A 15,187-nucleotide genomic window follows, 5' to 3' on the forward strand; every position below is an offset into this window, starting at 1 on the left:
CGCTCAGGAACGACGAAGGGGAAGAAGAGCGCCTGCTCTCCTCCCCCTCGCGGGTAGTTCGACGCTTACGCGTTGACGAGCTCCGACGCGTGCTGCGTGCGGGAGATGAGGCTGTTGAAGGCCTCGAGGTATCCGGCGAGGAAGCCGGCCGTCGAGTCGTCGGTCACCTGTCCTTCGTCGGTGAACAGACCGGGGCGGTCCTGGATGAAGCCCTCCGGCTGACCCATGGTGATGGCGTTGAAGTGTCCGAGGATCGCACGCAGGTGCTGCTGCGCGGCAGCCGTGGCGACACCGGAGCCGGAGGCGCCGATGACGGCGACGGGCTTGTTGAAGAACGACATCTCGCCATAGGGGCGCGTCGACCAGTCCAGGGCGTTCTTCAGCACGCCGGGGATGGAACGGCTGTACTCGGGGGTGATGATGATCACGCCGTCAGCATCGCTGATGGCCTGCTTGAAATCGATCGCGACCTGCGGGAAGTCGCCGTCGTAGTCCGCGGAATAGAAGGGGAGGTCCTTGATCGGGATCTCGACGAGCTCGGTGCCCTCGGGGGCGAGGTTCTCCAGCACGCGCGAAAGGCGGCGGTTGATGGAGGTGCTCGAGATGCTGCCGACGATGTAGCCAATGGTGCGGGTCACTGGAAAAATCCTTCTGATCGGGCTCCGAGGAGCCGGGTGCGTTCGTGCTGGGTACAACGACCCATCGGCAAATTATATTCCAGTGAATGTAAGAGATGCCTGGGCGCCCCTCTCCTCCTCGAGGCGGAGAGGGAAGATCCCCCCTGGGGCGGATGCCGCGGGGGCGGCCCTTCCCTAGCGTGGAACCATGCGGCGCACACAGCGAAGGAGCCCCTCCACGTGACCTCAGCAACCCTGGAATTGACCGGCGTCTCGAAGAGCTACGGCTCGAGGCGCGTGCTCGACGACATCTCGTTCCCGGTGCACGCCGGCCAGCTCACCGGCTTCGTCGGCGGCAACGGCGCGGGCAAGACGACGACCATGCGCATCATCCTCGGCCTTCTGGCCTCCGACGCCGGCTCCATCACCCGCGGCGGACGCCCCCTCACCGCCGACATCCGGCGCCAGTTCGGGTACATGCCGGAGGAGCGCGGGCTGTACCCCAAGATGAAGGTGCTCGAACAGGTCGTGTACTTCGCGCGCCTCCACGGCTTCTCGAAGCCGGATGCGACCGAGAAGGCCACCGCGCTGCTCGGCGATCTCGGACTCGGCGAGCGGCTCGACGACAACATCGAGACCCTCTCGCTGGGAAACCAGCAGCGCGCGCAGATCGCGGCATCCCTCGTGCACGACCCGGAGGTGCTCATCCTCGACGAGCCGTTCTCCGGGCTCGACCCGATCGCGGTCGAGACCGTCGCCGGTGTGCTGCAGGAGCGGGCGTCCCGCGGCGTCTCCGTGCTGTTCTCCTCGCATCAGCTGGACGTCGTCGAGCGGCTCTGCGACGACCTCGTCATCATCGCCGGGGGCACGATCCGCGCCGCCGGCCCGCGCGACCGACTCCGCGAGCAGTACGCAGAGCCGCGATGGGACATCGAGAGCACGGCCGATGTCGGATGGCTGCGGGAGGAGCCGGGGGTCACGGTCGTGGACTTTGAGGGCGGCCGCGCCGTGTTCGACGCAGAGGACGCGGCCGTCGCGCAGCGCATCCTTCGCCGCGCCCTGCAGGAGGGCGACGTCAGCAGGTTCGGGCCGCAGCATCCCACCCTCGCGCAGATCTTCAAGGAGGTCATCCGATGAACACCACGGCACCCGCAGCCGTCTCGACCGCTCAGGGCACCTGGCTCGTCGCGGAGCGCGAACTCAGCACCAAGCTCCGCAGCAAGGCGTATCTCGTCTCGACCGCGATCCTGCTGCTCATCGCACTGGGCGGGGTGATCTGGGCCGGAATCGCCTCCGCCAACCCCAGCGCGACGCCCGTCGCCGCCACCAGTTCCGCGGCCTCGACCCTCTCCGAGCTGGGCGGGTACGAGATCACAGAGGTCGACAGCCCGGATGCGGCGCGGGATCTCGTCGCGGCGGGCGAGGTCGACGCCGCAGTGATCGATGACCCCTCCTCCCCCGGTGGACTCGCGATCATCGCCGACCGGGAGGCCCCACAGTCCCTGCTGATGGTCCTGTCCGTGACCCCAGAGGTCGAACTGCTGGATCCCGACCCGGCGGCGGGGCCGCTGCGGTACCTCCTGGGCATCGCGTTCGGACTCGTGTTCATGATGGCCGCGATGATGTTCGGGATGCCGGTCGCGACGAGCGTCGTCGAGGAGAAGCAGACCCGCGTCGTGGAGATCCTGCTCTCGACGATCCCCGCACGCGTCCTGCTCGCGGGAAAGGTCGTCGGCAACACGATCCTCGCGATGTCGCAGATCCTGCTCCTCGCTGCCGTCGGCACCATCGGCCTGACCGTCACCGGGCAGACGACGGTGCTCGCCGGCATCGGCGGCCCCGTGCTCTGGTTCGCGGTGTTCTTCTTCTTCGGCTTCATCCTCCTTGCGGCGATGTTCGCGGCCGCCGGGTCCATGGTGTCGCGCCAGGAGGATGCCGGGACGACGTTGACCCCGGTGATGTATCTGACGATGATCCCGTACTTCCTCGTGATCTTCTTCGGCGACAACCCGGTCGTGATGACCGTGCTCTCGTACGTGCCGTTCTCCGCTCCGGTCGGGATGCCGATCCGGCTGTTCTTCAACGAGGCGGAGTGGTGGGAACCGCTGGCCTCGCTCGCGATCATGCTCGTGACCTGCGCACTGGTGATCACCCTCGGCGCGAAGATCTACGAGAACTCCCTGCTGAAGATGGGGGCGCGCGTGAAGTTCCGCGAGGCGCTACGGGGCTGAACGCATCGGAAGGGGAGGCAGCCGGCTGGGTGTCCTGTGACGGGACGCCCAGCCGGCTGCATTAGCGTGGATCGGTGTGGACGACGGGGTCCGGACCATGTCCGCACTCCCGAAAGGCACCATGAGCACGCCCACCCTCGACCGCACCGCCGAGACCTCGGTCCCCCTCCTCGACGTCCTCGCCACCCGCTGGAGCCCGCGCGCCTTCGACGCGACCGCGCCGATCGATGAGGCCAAGCTCATGGCCGCCCTCGAGGCCGCGCGCTGGTCACCGTCGGCCCGCAACACCCAGCCGTGGCGCTTCATCGTCGCCCGGCGCGGCACGGACCTGCACGCCGCCGTCGACAGCGCACTGATGGGCTTCAACCGCGAGTGGGCAGGACAGGCCCAGGTCCTCATTGCGGCCTTCGCCGAGGAGGCCGACGCCGAGGGGGCTCCCCACCCGTGGGCGCAGTACGACCTCGGTCAGGCCGTCGCGCACCTCTCCGTGCAGGCCCACGCCGACGGGCTCTTCGTGCACCAGATGGGCGGCATCGATCGCGCTGCCCTCGAGGCGCTCCCCGGCGTCTCGGAGAACCTCCGCGCCGTCACGGTCATCGCTCTCGGCGCGCTCGGCGACACGGCCGCCCTGTCGGAGCCGCTCCAGCAGCGTGAGGCCGCGCCCCGGGCACGTCGTCCGCTCGCCGACAGCATCATCGCGGAGGCCTGAGGCGCACGCTGCCCGATGGCGCTCAGGATGTCGCGAGCCCGTCCAGAGCGACAGTGAGCACGTCACGGGCGAGGTCCTTCGCCTGCTCGGCCCCGGTGGGCCGGTACCACTCGACGATCGAGTTCACCATGCCGAACAACAGGCGAGTGGCGACCGACGGGTCGACATCAGAGCGCACGGTTCCTTCTGCCTGAGCGACGCGGAGCAGAGCCGTCACACGACGGTCGAACTCCCGTCGCCGCTCGAGCGCCGCGCGCTCTATGTCGCTGTTGCCGCGAACGCGGAGGAGGAGCGTGACGTACGCCAGTCGATCCGCGAGCACGAGCACGGCACCGAGGAGCATGTGCTCCAGTCGCTCCCGCGCTGATCCGTCGCGCGCCTCCGCCTCCGCGAGGACGGCTTCGAGACCACCGAGCGCCTCATCGAGGGCGACCTGCAACAGCTCCTCCTTGGAGGCGAAGTGGTGGTACAGCGCCGATTTCGACAGACCCAGCCGCGCGGCGAGCGCCGACACCGATGTCGCGTCGTATCCCTGCGCGATGAACATCTCCACGGCGATCTCGAGGATCCGCTCGCGGTCGTAGCCGGGGCGGCCACGGCGTGCGGGCGTCTGCGAGGGGTCTGACACGCGCTCCAGTCTGGCACGGGCACCGGCGCCGCACCGTCGGGAACGCACCGTGGCCGACGCGTGCCGTACCCTATTACTGAACGAACGGTCAGCAATTCCCGGACATCGAGGTCAGGAGCGCAGATGGATGAGCCGTCCCTGCTCGTCGAGCACCACCACGATCGCGTGGTCGGCGCGCTGAACCGCCCTGGCAGACGCAACGCCATCGACCGCGATCTGATCGACCGACTGCACGCGCTGTGCGAGGAGCTCGAGAACGAGCCGCGCACGCTCATCCTCACCGGCACCGGTGGCGACTTCGCCGCCGGGGCCGACATCGCCCAGCTGCGGGCCCGTCGCGCGGCCGATGCACTCCGCGGGATCAACGCCAACGCGTTCATCCGGGTCCGCGAACTCCCGATGCCCGTGATCGCCGCCATGGACGGCTACGCGCTCGGAGGAGGGGCCGAGCTCGCGTACGCCGCCGACATCCGGATCGCCACCCCGCGGCTCCGGATCGGCAACCCCGAGCCGGATCTCGGCATCCTCGCCGCGGCGGGGGCCACCTGGCGGCTACGCGAGATCGTGGGAGAAGCGCTGGCGAGCGAGATGCTGCTGACGATGCGCATCCTCGATGCGCACGAGGCGCACGCGGCCGGACTCGTCTCGAGCATCCACGACCCGGCCGACCTCATGCCCGCAGCCCACGCCATCGTCGGTCGGATCGCCGCCGCCGATCCCCTCGCGATCCGGCACACGAAGACCGCGCTCCGGGCTCCGCGCGACGCGCATCCGTCGATCGACGCCGATCTCCAGGCCGAACTGTTCGAGAGCCCGGAGAAGATGCGCCGCATGACCGCGTTCCTCGAGCGGAAGGGGCGCCCGTGAAGGTGGGAGTGCTCGGCGGCGGACGCATGGGGTCCGGCATCGCGCACGCGTTCCTGCTCGCCGGGTGCAAGGTCGTCGTGGTGGAACGCGACGAGGAGTCCGCCGACGCCGCCAGGCGACGCATCATCGGGATGCTCGCGAAGACCGTGGAGCGCGGAAGCACGGAGGCGACGGTCGACGAGCTGGCGGTCGGCCTGCACACCGGCTCCGACGCTGCGGCTTTCGCGGGTTGCGCGCTGATCATCGAGGCGGTCCCCGAGGATCGCGCGCTGAAGACGGACGCCCTGGCCATGATCGAACGCGCCGCACCGGATGCCGCGCTCGCCTCCAACACCTCGTCCATCTCCATCGACGACCTGGCCGCACGGCTGCAGCGCCCTGAGCGGATGCTCGGACTGCACTTCTTCAACCCGGTGCCCGCGTCCGCACTCGTCGAGATCGTCGTCGGGCCGGCCACGGATCCGGACCTCGTCGAGCGCGCGCGGACGTGGGTGCAGATGCTCGACAAGACCCCGATCGTCGTGCGGGACTCGCCCGGCTTCGCCTCCAGCAGACTCGGAGTCGCCCTCGCACTGGAGGCGATCAGGATGCTCGACTCCGGAGTCGCATCCGCCGAGGACATCGACCGCGCCATGGAACTCGGGTACCGGCATCCGATGGGCCCGCTGCGCACGACGGACATCGTCGGACTCGATGTCCGTCTCGGGATCGCCGAAGAGCTCCACGCGACCCTCGGCGAGCGCTTCGCACCACCCGCCCTCCTGCGCAGGCTCGTCGCGGAGGGGAAACTCGGCCGCAAGAGCGGCGAGGGCTTCTACACATGGGAGACGACAACATGACCGCGATCGTGCCGAGCTACCTGCAGGACCGGTGGTGGACACCGGAACCCGCCGGCGACCCCACCGTCGTGCGCGACGCATCCACGGGAGAGGTGATCGCACATGTCAGCACGGAGGGGCTGGATCTCGGCGCAGCGCTCGCACACGCGCGCACCGTCGGGCAGGCCTCCCTCGGCGCGCTGACCTTCCACCAGCGTGCGCTGCTGCTGAAGCAGTTCGCCATCGCCCTCACCGAGCGGAAGGACGAGCTCTACGCGCTCTCGGCGCGCGCCGGCGCGACGACGGCAGACTCCTGGGTGGACGTCGACGGCGGCATCGGCGTGCTGTTCGCCTACTCGGGCAAGGGGCGCCGCGAGCTTCCGAACGCGCAGGTGTACCTCGACGGGGCGGTCGAGTCCCTCTCGAAGGACGGCTCGTTCCTCGGGCGCCACATCCATACCCGCCTGCGCGGCGTCGCGGTGCAGATCAACGCGTTCAACTTCCCCGTGTGGGGACCGCTGGAGAAGTTCGCACCCGCCTTCCTCGCCGGGATGCCGTCGCTCATCAAGCCGGCGACGCCGACCGGCTACATCACCGAGGCGATGGTGCGGATCCTCGTCGACTCAGGGCTGCTACCTCCCGGCACGCTGCAGCTGGTGAGCGGCAGCGTGCCGACCCTCTTCACCTCGGCCGGAGGATCGCTCGGCACAGGCGACCTGCTCACTCTCGGAGACATGGTGAGCTTCACGGGGAGCGCGTCGACAGCCGCGTCGCTGCGTTCGCGCACCCCGTCCGGCGTGCGCTTCACCGCCGAGACGGACTCGATCAACGCCTCCGTCCTCGGCCCTGATGCCATCGCCGGGACGCCTGAGTTCGACGCGTACATCCGCCAGCTCGTCGCCGAGATGACGAGCAAGGCAGGGCAGAAGTGCACGGCCATCCGGCGCGCCCTCGTGCCGGCGTCTGAGGCCGACGCGGTGGTCGACGCTGTCCGCAGGAGGATCGAGGAGAAGGTCGTCGTCGGGGACCCGCGCACGGAGGGCGTGACGATGGGACCGCTGGTGTCGCTCGAGCAGCGCGATGAGGTGCTGGGGCAGGTGCGGGCGCTCGAGGAGGGCGGCGGACGGATCGTGATCGGATCCGCGACCGCCGCGGACCCGCACGGCGCGTTCGTCTCCCCCGTGCTGCTCCGATTCGATGACGCCGGTGCCGACGCCGTCCACACGATCGAGGCCTTCGGTCCCGTGTCGTCCCTGCTCACCTACGAGACGGTGGACGAGGCCGCCGACATCGTCATGCGGGGCGGCGGGTCCCTCGTGACGAGCGTCGCGACCCACGACCCCGACTTCGCCGCGTCGTTCCTGGCCGGCGTCGCCGCCGGCAACGGCCGAGTGCTGTTCCTCGACCGCGACACGGCGCGCTCCTCCACCGGACACGGGTCGCCGCTGCCGAGTCTCGTCCACGGCGGCCCCGGCCGCGCGGGCGGCGGAGAAGAGCTCGGCGGCATCCGCGCCGTCCTGCACCACATGCAGCGGACGGCGGTGCAGGGGTCACCGCAGATGCTCACCGCGGTCACCGGGGCCTGGCACACGGGAGCCGCTACGAGGGAGGACGGCGTCCACCCCTTCCGGAAGCCCCTGACGCAGCTGCGCGTGGGCGACCGGATCGCCTCGGCGTCCCGCGAGGTGACTCTCGACGACATCGAGACGTTCGCGCACTTCACCGGCGACACCTTCTACGCGCACATGGATGAGGAGGCGGCTGCCGCGAACCCGTTCTTCCCCGGCCGGGTCGCGCACGGGTACCTGCTGGTCTCCTGGGCCGCCGGGCTCTTCGTCGATCCGGAGCCCGGCCCCGTGCTGGCGAACTACGGCCTGGAGAACCTGCGCTTCCTCACACCCGTCTCCCCCGGCGACAGCATCCGCGTCGAGCTGATCGCGAAGCAGATCACGCCGCGCGAGACGGACGAATACGGCGAGGTGCGCTGGGATGCCGTCATCCGGAACCAGGACGACGAGCCCGTCGCGACGTACGACGTGCTCACCCTCGTCGCGAAGGAGTGATCGGCGTGGTCATCACTCCGCGAGTGTGAGAGAATTACTGAACGAACGGTCAGTAAAGACGAGGGAGTCGCCATGACCGAGCAGGACATCGACGAAGAGCAGAACGTCAGCGCCGAGCAGCGCCGCTTCAACGAGATCATCGCCGCGGACTCGCGCATCGAGCCGCGCGACTGGATGCCGGATGCCTACCGCCGCACGCTCATCCGGCAGATCAGCCAGCACGCCCATTCCGAGATCATCGGGATGCAACCCGAGGGGAACTGGATCACCCGTGCGCCGAGCCTCAAGCGCAAGGCGATCCTCATGGCCAAGGTGCAGGACGAGGCCGGCCACGGCCTGTATCTGTACTCCGCCGCGCAGACCCTCGGCATCACACGCGAGGAGATGACCGATCAGCTCATCACCGGGCGGGCGAAGTACTCGTCGATCTTCAACTACCCCACCCCGACGTGGGCCGACATGGGCGCGATCGGATGGCTCGTCGACGGGGCGGCGATCTGCAACCAGGTCCCCCTGTGCCGTGCGTCCTACGGCCCATACGGCCGAGCCATGGTGCGCGTCTGCAAGGAGGAGTCGTTCCATCAGCGGCAGGGGTTCGAGATCCTGCTCACTCTCATGCAGGGCACCGCCGCCCAGCGCGAGATGGCGCAGGATGCCGTGAACCGCTGGTACTGGCCGAGCCTGATGATGTTCGGCCCCCCGGACGGCGACTCCCCGAACTCCGCGCAGTCGATGGCGTGGAACATCAAGCGGTTCTCGAACGATGAGCTGCGGCAACGCTTCATCGGCATGCTCGTCCCGCAGGCCGAGGTGCTCGGCGTCACGCTCCCCGACCCCGAACTGCACTTCGACGAGGAGACGGGGCACCACATCGGCGGTGAGATCGACTGGTCGGAGTTCTTCGAGGTCCTCGCCGGGCGCGGACCGATGAACGCCGAGCGGGTGAGGGCTCGCCGCCAGGCCCACGAGGACGGTGCCTGGGTGCGCGAAGCCGCCGCGGAGTACGCACGCAAGAGCGCCGCGCGGACCGAGGAGGTGGCGGCATGAGCGAGATGTGGCCGCTGTGGGAGGTCTTCGTCCGCGCCAATCGCGGGATGAGCCACGTGCACGCCGGGTCCCTGCACGCACCGGACGCCGAACTGGCCGTCCGCAATGCCCGCGATCTGTACACGCGTCGCGGCGAGGGCACCTCGATCTGGGTGGTCCCGTCCGAGGCCATCACGGCGAGCGACCCGGATGCCAAGGGGGCGTTCTTCGAGAGCCCGGCGGGCAAGAACTACCGCCACGCGGTCTACTACACCGCCTCCGAGGGGGTGCCGCACCTGTGAACGCCACTTCGCCGGGGGCTCACACGCCCCGCCCTCTGCCGCACGGAGCGGTCACGGTGGACGAGCTCGATCTCGCCGCCGAACTCGCCGGCGACTCGGATGCCGTCGCCACCTCGACCGTCGCGGAGTACGCGCTGTGGCTCGGCGACGACGCACTGATCCTCTCCCAGCAGCTCGCGGGCTGGATCACCCGCGCCCCGGAGCTGGAGGAGGATGTCGCACTGGCCAACATCGCCCTCGACCTGCTCGGCCACGCACGTTCCCTTCTCCGGTACGCCGGGACGGCAGACGGGCGCACCGAGGACGACCTCGCGTACTTCCGCGACGAACCCGCCTTCCGCAGCGCCTGGCTCTTCGAACAGCCCAACGGCGACTTCGCGCAGACGATCGCGCGACATCTCGCGGCCTCCACCTATCTCGTCGAGCTGTACTCGGCGCTCCGCGACTCGAGCGATGCGACGCTCTCCGCGATCGCCGCCAAGGCCGTCAAGGAGGTCGACTACCACCGCGACCACGCCGTGCAGTGGACTCTGCGCCTCGCCGGCGGCACGGCGGAGTCGCGCCAGCGCATGATCCGGGCGGTTGCCGACGTCTGGCCGTACGTCGACGAACTGTTCCGCGACGAGCCGCTGATCGACGAGCTCGAGGGCGTCGCCGTGCGCCCGTCCCGTCTGCGGACCGGTTTCGACGCCGTGGTCGACGAGGTCTTCTCGGAGGCCGGGCTCGAGCGCCCGGCGGGCGAACCCTCCGCCGGTGGCGGCCGCCACGGCCGCCACTTCCCCGCGCTGTCCCGCATCCTCGCCGAGATGCAGGTCCTCGCGCGTCAGCATCCGGGGGCGACATGGTGACCACGACGAGGCTCAACGAGGCACGGCGGATCGCCGCCGCCGTGCCTGATCCCGAATTGCCCGTCCTCACGATCGAGGACCTCGGCGTGCTCCGCGACGTCGCGGTCGACGGCGAGCGCGTCGTCGTCACGCTCACACCCACCTACAGCGGATGCCCGGCGCTGGAGACCATGCGCGACGACGTCGTCCTCGCGCTCACCGCCGCGGGCTTCGCCGACGTCGAGGTGCGCATGACGCTGTCACCGGCGTGGTCGACCGACTGGATCTCGGAGGACGGCAGACGCAAGCTCGCCGACTTCGGCATCGCGCCACCCTCCGGCGTCGCCGCACGAGGGCGCAGCCCCGTCCCCGTGCGCCTGTCGGTGCCGTGTCCGCAGTGCGGCTCGCTCGACACCCGCGAGGTCTCGCGCTTCGGGTCGACGTCGTGCAAGGCGCTCTACGAGTGCCGCGCCTGCCTCGAACCGTTCGACCACTTCAAGGCACTGTGATCGTGGCCACCCTCACACGACGACGCGGACGCTTCCACGAGCTCGAGATCGCCGAGGTCCGTCCGCTCACCGCCGACAGCATCGAGGTGACGTTCGCCGTACCGCCCGAGCTGCAGGATCAGTACGCGTATCTGCCCGGCCAGTACGTCGCGCTGCGCGCCCGCGTGGACGGTCACGAGGTACGGCGCAGCTACTCGATCTGCCGCCCGCCGACGCCCGGGCGCATCAGCGTCGGCATCAAGCGCGATCTCGGGGGCCTGTTCTCGGTCTGGGCGCACGCGAACCTGGCGCCGGGCGACCGCATCGAGGTGATGAGTCCAGAGGGCGGGTTCACCACACGTCTTCCCGACCTCGACCACGCGCACCTCGCGGGCATCGCCGCCGGCTCCGGCATCACGCCGATGATGGCGCTCGCCGCACACGTGCTGTCGTCCTCGCCGACGGCGCAGTTCAGCCTCGTGTACACGAATCGTGCGACGCAGGACGTGATGTTCCTCGAGGATCTCGCCGACCTCAAGGACCGCCACCCCTCCCGCCTCGCGCTGCACCACGTGCTGTCGCGCGAGCAGCGCACGGCCCCTCTGCTTTCCGGACGCATCGACGGCGACAAGCTCACCGCGATCCTCGACGGGCTGCTGCGTCCTGACACCGTCACGGAGTGGTTCCTGTGCGGGCCGTTCGACCTCGTCGCGCTCTGCCGCGAGGTGCTCGAGGGGCGGGGGGTTCCCGCCGACAGCATCCGGTTCGAACTGTTCACCAGTGACGCCGACGGCCCGCGCATGGACCGAGGGCGCCCGGTCGTCATCGACGAGGGCGACGACGTCCGCCGGATCGAGTTCACGCTGGACGGCCTGACATCGACCGTCGAGTCGCCGGTCGCCGCGAACGAGGCGATCCTGGACGCCGCTCTCCGGGTCCGCGGCGATGTGCCGTTCGCCTGCGCGGGCGGGGTGTGCGGCACCTGCCGGGCGCGCCTGACCGACGGTGAGGTGCGCATGACGCAGAACTTCGCGCTGGAACCGGACGAGCTCGAGCGCGGGTACGTCCTCACCTGCCAATCGCACCCGACGACGGACACCGTCGTGGTCGACTACGACGCCTGACACGAGGAACCTCATGATCGAGCTGACCATCACCGACGACGTCGCACACGTCGTGCTCGACGCACCGGGGAGGCGCAACGCGCTCGACGAGCGCGCCCTCGCCGAACTGGACGCCGCATACGATGAGGCCGCCCGCGCCGGCGTGCGGGCGCTCCTGCTCCGCGGCGAGGGGCCGGCGTTCTGCGCCGGACGGGACATCAGCGGAGTGGATCCGGCGACCGACGATGTCACCGGGTATCTCGACGGTCTCGTCACCCCCCTGCTGCGGAAGATGTCCGCGTTCCCCGCCCCGACGTTCGCCGCCGCGCACGGGGCGTGCCTCGGTGTCGGGCTCGGACTGCTCATCGCCACGGACGTCGTCTACGTCGCCGACACCGCGAAGATCGGCTCGCCGTTCGCGATGCTGGGAGCGACGCTCGACTCGGGCGGTCACGCCCTCTTCTACGAGCGTCTCGGCGCGCACCGGACACTCGACCTCGTCTACACCGGAAGACTGATGAGCGGCACCGAGGCCGTCACGGCCGGGTTGTTCTCCCAGTCGTTCCCGGCCACAGACCTCCGAGCCGCCACCGAGGAGGCGGCAGCGGCCGCCGCATCGGGTGCGACGAGGGCGTTCCTCGCGAGCAAGCGGCTCATCGCACGACTGCGGGACGAGCGCCTCGCCCTGTGGGACGCGGTGGCCGCGGAGAACGCCGACCAGGCCGCGCTGCGCGACACCGACGACTACCGTGAGGGGTTCGCGGCCTTCCAGGAGAAGCGTCGGCCGCGGTTCACGGGGCGGTGAAGGGCGCGTCCGCGCGGGTGACCGGAGCGGCCGGAGGCGTGCCGGGGTGGCGCGAGAGGGTGACGGATGTGATCGCCGCCGCGAGGGTGGCGAGCCAGGCGACCGATGCGATCATCATGGCCACGGCGAAGGCGAGGACCGTGGCGTCGTCGCCGAGCACGCCCCATTCGGAGAGCACGGAGCCGTAGACCCCGTCGTCACCGCCGTCCTGCAGCGTCAGCCCCATGACGATCAGCGAGGCCCACAGCACGTAGCTCGTGATGTCGTAGGCAAGACGGCTCTTCCTGGCCGCCGCGGCCACACGATCGAACACGAACACGACCGGGGGAATGTACATCAGAAGTGCGACGACAGGTCCGAGGAACAGTCCAATCGCCGCCATCCATCCCAGCGGAGCGCCGAGCAGCCCGCGGCCGAACACGACGAACCCGGTGAGCAGCACGGGGGCGATCCACTGGAAGACCCGGACGAAGCGATTGGTGAGTCTCATGCGCTGAGCGTAGCGGATGCCCCGCCACCGGCCTCGGGGAGAAGCCGGTGGCGGGGCATCCTTCGGATCATGCCGAGGTCAGGACGAGCCCCGCACCGTCGGTCGCGACGTCCACGCGAACCGTGTCGCCGTCGTGGATGCCGCCCGAGAGCAGCGCCGTGGCGAGCCTGTTCTGCACCTCCGTCGTGATGAGACGGCGCAGCGGACGCGCACCGTACACCGGGTCGTATCCGCGCTCGGCGAGCCAGGATCGCGCATCCGGCGTGACCGCGAGCGTGAGCCGACGGTCGTGCAGACGGCGCTGCAGTTGATCCACCGAGAGCTCGACGATCTGCGCGAGGTCGTCCTCGGACAGCGCCGAGAACATCACGATGTCGTCCAGACGGTTGAGGAACTCCGGTCGGAACGACTGCCGGACCAGCGTCATCACCGCGTCCCGCTTCTCGTCCGCGGGCATCACCGGGTCGATGAGGATCGGCGAGCCGATGTTCGAGGTGAGGATGAGGATGACGTTGGAGAAGTCGACCGTGCGGCCCTGCCCGTCGGTGAGGCGGCCGTCGTCGAGCACCTGGAGCAGCACGTCGAAGACCTCCGGGTGCGCCTTCTCGACCTCGTCGAGCAGGACGACGCTGTACGGGCGGCGCCGCACGGCTTCCGTGAGCTGCCCACCCTGCTCGTAGCCGATGTAGCCGGGAGGGGCACCGACGAGCCGCGAGACCGAGTGCTTCTCGCCGTACTCCGACATGTCGATGCGCACCATGGCGTGCTCGTCGTCGAACAGGAACTCGGCGAGCGCCTTGGCCAGCTCGGTCTTTCCCACACCGGTCGGGCCGAGGAACAGGAACGATCCCGTCGGGCGACCGGGGTCGCTGATCCCGGCACGGGAGCGCCGGACGGCATCCGACACCGCGGCGACGGCGTCCTTCTGACCGATCAGCCGGCGCCCGAGCTCGCTCTCGAGGTGCAACAGCTTCTCGCTCTCGCCCTGCAGCAGCCTGCCGACAGGGATGCCGGTCCACGCGGCGATCACGGCGGCGATGTCCTCGTCGGTGACCTGCTCGTTGACCATGCGGCCTTCTCCGGCAGACGCGGCCTCGGCCTGCTCGGCCTCGGCGATCTCCCGCTCGAGCCGCTTGATCGTCTCGTACTCGAGCTTGGACGCCTTCGTGTAGTCGGCGTCGCGCATCGCGAGATCACGCTGCGTGATGGCGTCGTCGAGCTGCTTCTTCAGCTCTCCGACCCTGTTGAGCCCCTGCCGCTCACGCGCCCAGCGCTCCTCGAGTCCGGCCAGCTCGCGCTCCTGCTCCGCCAACTGCTCGCGCAGCGCACCCAGCCGCTCCTTCGACGCGGCGTCCTTCTCGCGCTTCAGGGCGAGCTCTTCGAGCTTCATCCGGTCGACCTGGCGCTTGAGCTGGTCGATCTCCACCGGGGACGAGTCGATCTCCATCTTCAGGCGGGACATCGCCTCGTCGATGAGGTCGATCGCCTTGTCCGGCAGCTGGCGCGCCGGCAGGTACCGGTTCGACAGTGCCGCAGCGGCGACGAGCGCGCTGTCGGAGATCGTCACGCCGTGGTGCGCCTCGTATCGGCCCTTGAGCCCGCGCAGGATCGCAACGGTGTCTTCGACGGACGGCTCGCCGACGTACACCTGCTGGAAGCGCCGTTCGAGCGCGGCATCCTTCTCGATGTACTCGCGGTACTCGTTGAGGGTCGTCGCCCCGATGAGGTGCAGTTCGCCGCGCGCGAGCATCGGCTTGAGCATGTTGGATGCGGCGACCGAGCCCTCTCCGCCGCCCGCCCCCATCAGGGTGTGCAGCTCGTCGATGAAGGTGATCACCTTGCCCTCGGACTCGGTGATCTCCGTGAGCACCTGCTTCAGGCGCTCCTCGAACTGGCCGCGGTACATCGCGCCGGCGACGAGGGCGGAGATGTCGAGGGTGATGAGCTCCTTGTCCTTGAGGGACTCGGCGACGTCTCCTGCGACGATGCGCTGTGCGAGGCCTTCGACGACAGCGGTCTTGCCGACGCCCGGTTCGCCGATGAGCACGGGGTTGTTCTTGGTTCGGCGGGTGAGCACCTGGCTCACACGACGGATCTCGCTGTCGCGACCGATCACGGGGTCGAGCTTGCCCTGGCGGGCACGGTCGGTCAGGTTGATCCCGAACTGCTCGAGGGCGGACTGCTGTTCTTCCTGCGCGGGCATCGTCATCTGC

At 69.5% G+C, this 15,187-nt stretch carries 16 protein-coding genes; 12 read left to right on the forward strand and 4 right to left on the reverse strand.

The features are described from left to right. Positions 1 to 65: 65 nt before the first annotated feature. Entirely contained in the window at positions 66 to 638 is a 573-nt protein-coding gene (locus HD600_RS04960) for an NADPH-dependent FMN reductase (RefSeq protein WP_144793437.1), read from the reverse strand. A gap of 219 nt (positions 639 to 857) precedes the next feature. On the opposite strand from HD600_RS04960, the gene HD600_RS04965 reads away from it, so the two are divergent. The 3 genes from HD600_RS04965 (at position 858) to HD600_RS04975 (ending at position 3,557) form a co-directional block, all read left to right on the forward strand. Beyond that, complete coding sequence (locus HD600_RS04965) at positions 858 to 1,754, forward strand: ATP-binding cassette domain-containing protein (RefSeq protein ID WP_184281947.1); 897 nt, start codon at positions 858 to 860, stop codon at positions 1,752 to 1,754. After that, a complete protein-coding gene (locus tag HD600_RS04970; protein WP_184281949.1) occupies positions 1,751 to 2,848 on the forward strand; it encodes an ABC transporter permease in 1,098 nt (365 codons plus the stop codon). The genes HD600_RS04965 and HD600_RS04970 overlap by 4 nt, the downstream gene beginning before the upstream one ends. A gap of 121 nt (positions 2,849 to 2,969) precedes the next feature. Then, positions 2,970 to 3,557, forward strand: coding sequence for a nitroreductase family protein (locus HD600_RS04975; RefSeq protein ID WP_144793443.1), 588 nt, complete (start codon positions 2,970 to 2,972; stop codon positions 3,555 to 3,557). Positions 3,558 to 3,579: 22 nt separating this feature from the next. Here HD600_RS04975 and HD600_RS04980 read toward each other — a convergent pair whose 3' ends face one another. Further along, positions 3,580 to 4,194 carry a TetR/AcrR family transcriptional regulator gene (locus HD600_RS04980; RefSeq protein ID WP_422120169.1) on the reverse strand — a complete coding sequence of 205 codons (615 nt, stop codon included), beginning with the start codon at positions 4,192 to 4,194 and terminating at the stop codon, positions 3,580 to 3,582. Positions 4,195 to 4,308: 114 nt separating this feature from the next. On the opposite strand from HD600_RS04980, the gene HD600_RS04985 reads away from it, so the two are divergent. From HD600_RS04985 to HD600_RS05025, 9 genes are all read left to right on the forward strand, one after another. Next, the gene (locus HD600_RS04985) at positions 4,309 to 5,052 is read left to right on the forward strand and encodes an enoyl-CoA hydratase/isomerase family protein (RefSeq protein WP_184281951.1); all 744 of its coding nucleotides are present in this window, start codon (positions 4,309 to 4,311) and stop codon (positions 5,050 to 5,052) included. Beyond that, entirely contained in the window at positions 5,049 to 5,891 is an 843-nt protein-coding gene (locus HD600_RS04990) for a 3-hydroxyacyl-CoA dehydrogenase family protein (RefSeq protein ID WP_338402144.1), read from the forward strand. The genes HD600_RS04985 and HD600_RS04990 overlap by 4 nt, the downstream gene beginning before the upstream one ends. After that, positions 5,888 to 7,933 carry a phenylacetic acid degradation bifunctional protein PaaZ gene (gene paaZ / locus HD600_RS04995; RefSeq protein ID WP_184281953.1) on the forward strand — a complete coding sequence of 682 codons (2,046 nt, stop codon included), beginning with the start codon at positions 5,888 to 5,890 and terminating at the stop codon, positions 7,931 to 7,933. The genes HD600_RS04990 and paaZ overlap by 4 nt, the downstream gene beginning before the upstream one ends. A 72-nt stretch (positions 7,934 to 8,005) precedes the next feature. Next, entirely contained in the window at positions 8,006 to 8,980 is a 975-nt protein-coding gene (gene paaA, locus HD600_RS05000) for a 1,2-phenylacetyl-CoA epoxidase subunit PaaA (RefSeq protein WP_184281955.1), read from the forward strand. Continuing rightward, the gene (gene paaB, locus HD600_RS05005; protein WP_184281957.1) at positions 8,977 to 9,261 is read left to right on the forward strand and encodes a 1,2-phenylacetyl-CoA epoxidase subunit PaaB; all 285 of its coding nucleotides are present in this window, start codon (positions 8,977 to 8,979) and stop codon (positions 9,259 to 9,261) included. The genes paaA and paaB overlap by 4 nt, the downstream gene beginning before the upstream one ends. A gap of 56 nt (positions 9,262 to 9,317) precedes the next feature. Beyond that, positions 9,318 to 10,109 (forward strand): 1,2-phenylacetyl-CoA epoxidase subunit PaaC, encoded by a 792-nt coding sequence (gene paaC, locus HD600_RS05010; RefSeq protein ID WP_338402145.1) that lies wholly within the window; start codon positions 9,318 to 9,320, stop codon positions 10,107 to 10,109. Then, a complete protein-coding gene (paaD, locus tag HD600_RS05015) occupies positions 10,103 to 10,597 on the forward strand; it encodes a 1,2-phenylacetyl-CoA epoxidase subunit PaaD (RefSeq protein WP_184281961.1) in 495 nt (164 codons plus the stop codon). Before paaC ends, paaD begins: the two co-directional genes overlap by 7 nt. A 2-nt stretch (positions 10,598 to 10,599) precedes the next feature. After that, positions 10,600 to 11,700, forward strand: coding sequence for a 1,2-phenylacetyl-CoA epoxidase subunit PaaE (gene paaE, locus HD600_RS05020; RefSeq protein ID WP_338402146.1), 1,101 nt, complete (start codon positions 10,600 to 10,602; stop codon positions 11,698 to 11,700). A gap of 13 nt (positions 11,701 to 11,713) precedes the next feature. Next, positions 11,714 to 12,484, forward strand: a complete 771-nt coding sequence (locus HD600_RS05025; RefSeq protein ID WP_184281965.1) for an enoyl-CoA hydratase/isomerase family protein — start codon at positions 11,714 to 11,716, stop codon at positions 12,482 to 12,484. Here HD600_RS05025 and HD600_RS05030 read toward each other — a convergent pair. Both HD600_RS05030 and HD600_RS05035 read right to left on the reverse strand, forming a co-directional pair. Beyond that, on the reverse strand, positions 12,471 to 12,974 hold the full coding sequence (locus tag HD600_RS05030) for a hypothetical protein (RefSeq protein WP_184281967.1): 504 nt from the start codon (positions 12,972 to 12,974) through the stop codon (positions 12,471 to 12,473). The genes HD600_RS05025 and HD600_RS05030 overlap by 14 nt on opposite strands. A 67-nt stretch (positions 12,975 to 13,041) precedes the next feature. Beyond that, entirely contained in the window at positions 13,042 to 15,183 is a 2,142-nt protein-coding gene (locus HD600_RS05035; RefSeq protein ID WP_144793470.1) for an ATP-dependent Clp protease ATP-binding subunit, read from the reverse strand. Between the last annotated feature and the right edge of the window lie 4 nt (positions 15,184 to 15,187).

Origin of the sequence: Microbacterium ginsengiterrae, assembly GCF_014205075.1 — a bacterium.
GTDB lineage: Bacteria > Actinomycetota > Actinomycetes > Actinomycetales > Microbacteriaceae > Microbacterium > Microbacterium ginsengiterrae.

What these genes read in the sequence shown, in the direction of transcription:
- HD600_RS05030 (WP_184281967.1), bottom strand. Translation starts at nt 12,974, where the DNA reads ATGAGACTCACCAATCGCTTCGTCCGGGTCTTCCAGTGGATCGCCCCC.
- HD600_RS05035 (WP_144793470.1), bottom strand. Translation starts at nt 15,183, where the DNA reads ATGACGATGCCCGCGCAGGAAGAACAGCAGTCCGCCCTCGAGCAGTTC.
- HD600_RS04970 (WP_184281949.1), top strand. Translation starts at nt 1,751, where the DNA reads ATGAACACCACGGCACCCGCAGCCGTCTCGACCGCTCAGGGCACCTGG.
- paaB (WP_184281957.1), top strand. Translation starts at nt 8,977, where the DNA reads ATGAGCGAGATGTGGCCGCTGTGGGAGGTCTTCGTCCGCGCCAATCGC.
- HD600_RS04985 (WP_184281951.1), top strand. Translation starts at nt 4,309, where the DNA reads ATGGATGAGCCGTCCCTGCTCGTCGAGCACCACCACGATCGCGTGGTC.
- HD600_RS05025 (WP_184281965.1), top strand. Translation starts at nt 11,714, where the DNA reads ATGATCGAGCTGACCATCACCGACGACGTCGCACACGTCGTGCTCGAC.
- paaA (WP_184281955.1), top strand. Translation starts at nt 8,006, where the DNA reads ATGACCGAGCAGGACATCGACGAAGAGCAGAACGTCAGCGCCGAGCAG.
- paaD (WP_184281961.1), top strand. Translation starts at nt 10,103, where the DNA reads ATGGTGACCACGACGAGGCTCAACGAGGCACGGCGGATCGCCGCCGCC.
- paaZ (WP_184281953.1), top strand. Translation starts at nt 5,888, where the DNA reads ATGACCGCGATCGTGCCGAGCTACCTGCAGGACCGGTGGTGGACACCG.
- HD600_RS04975 (WP_144793443.1), top strand. Translation starts at nt 2,970, where the DNA reads ATGAGCACGCCCACCCTCGACCGCACCGCCGAGACCTCGGTCCCCCTC.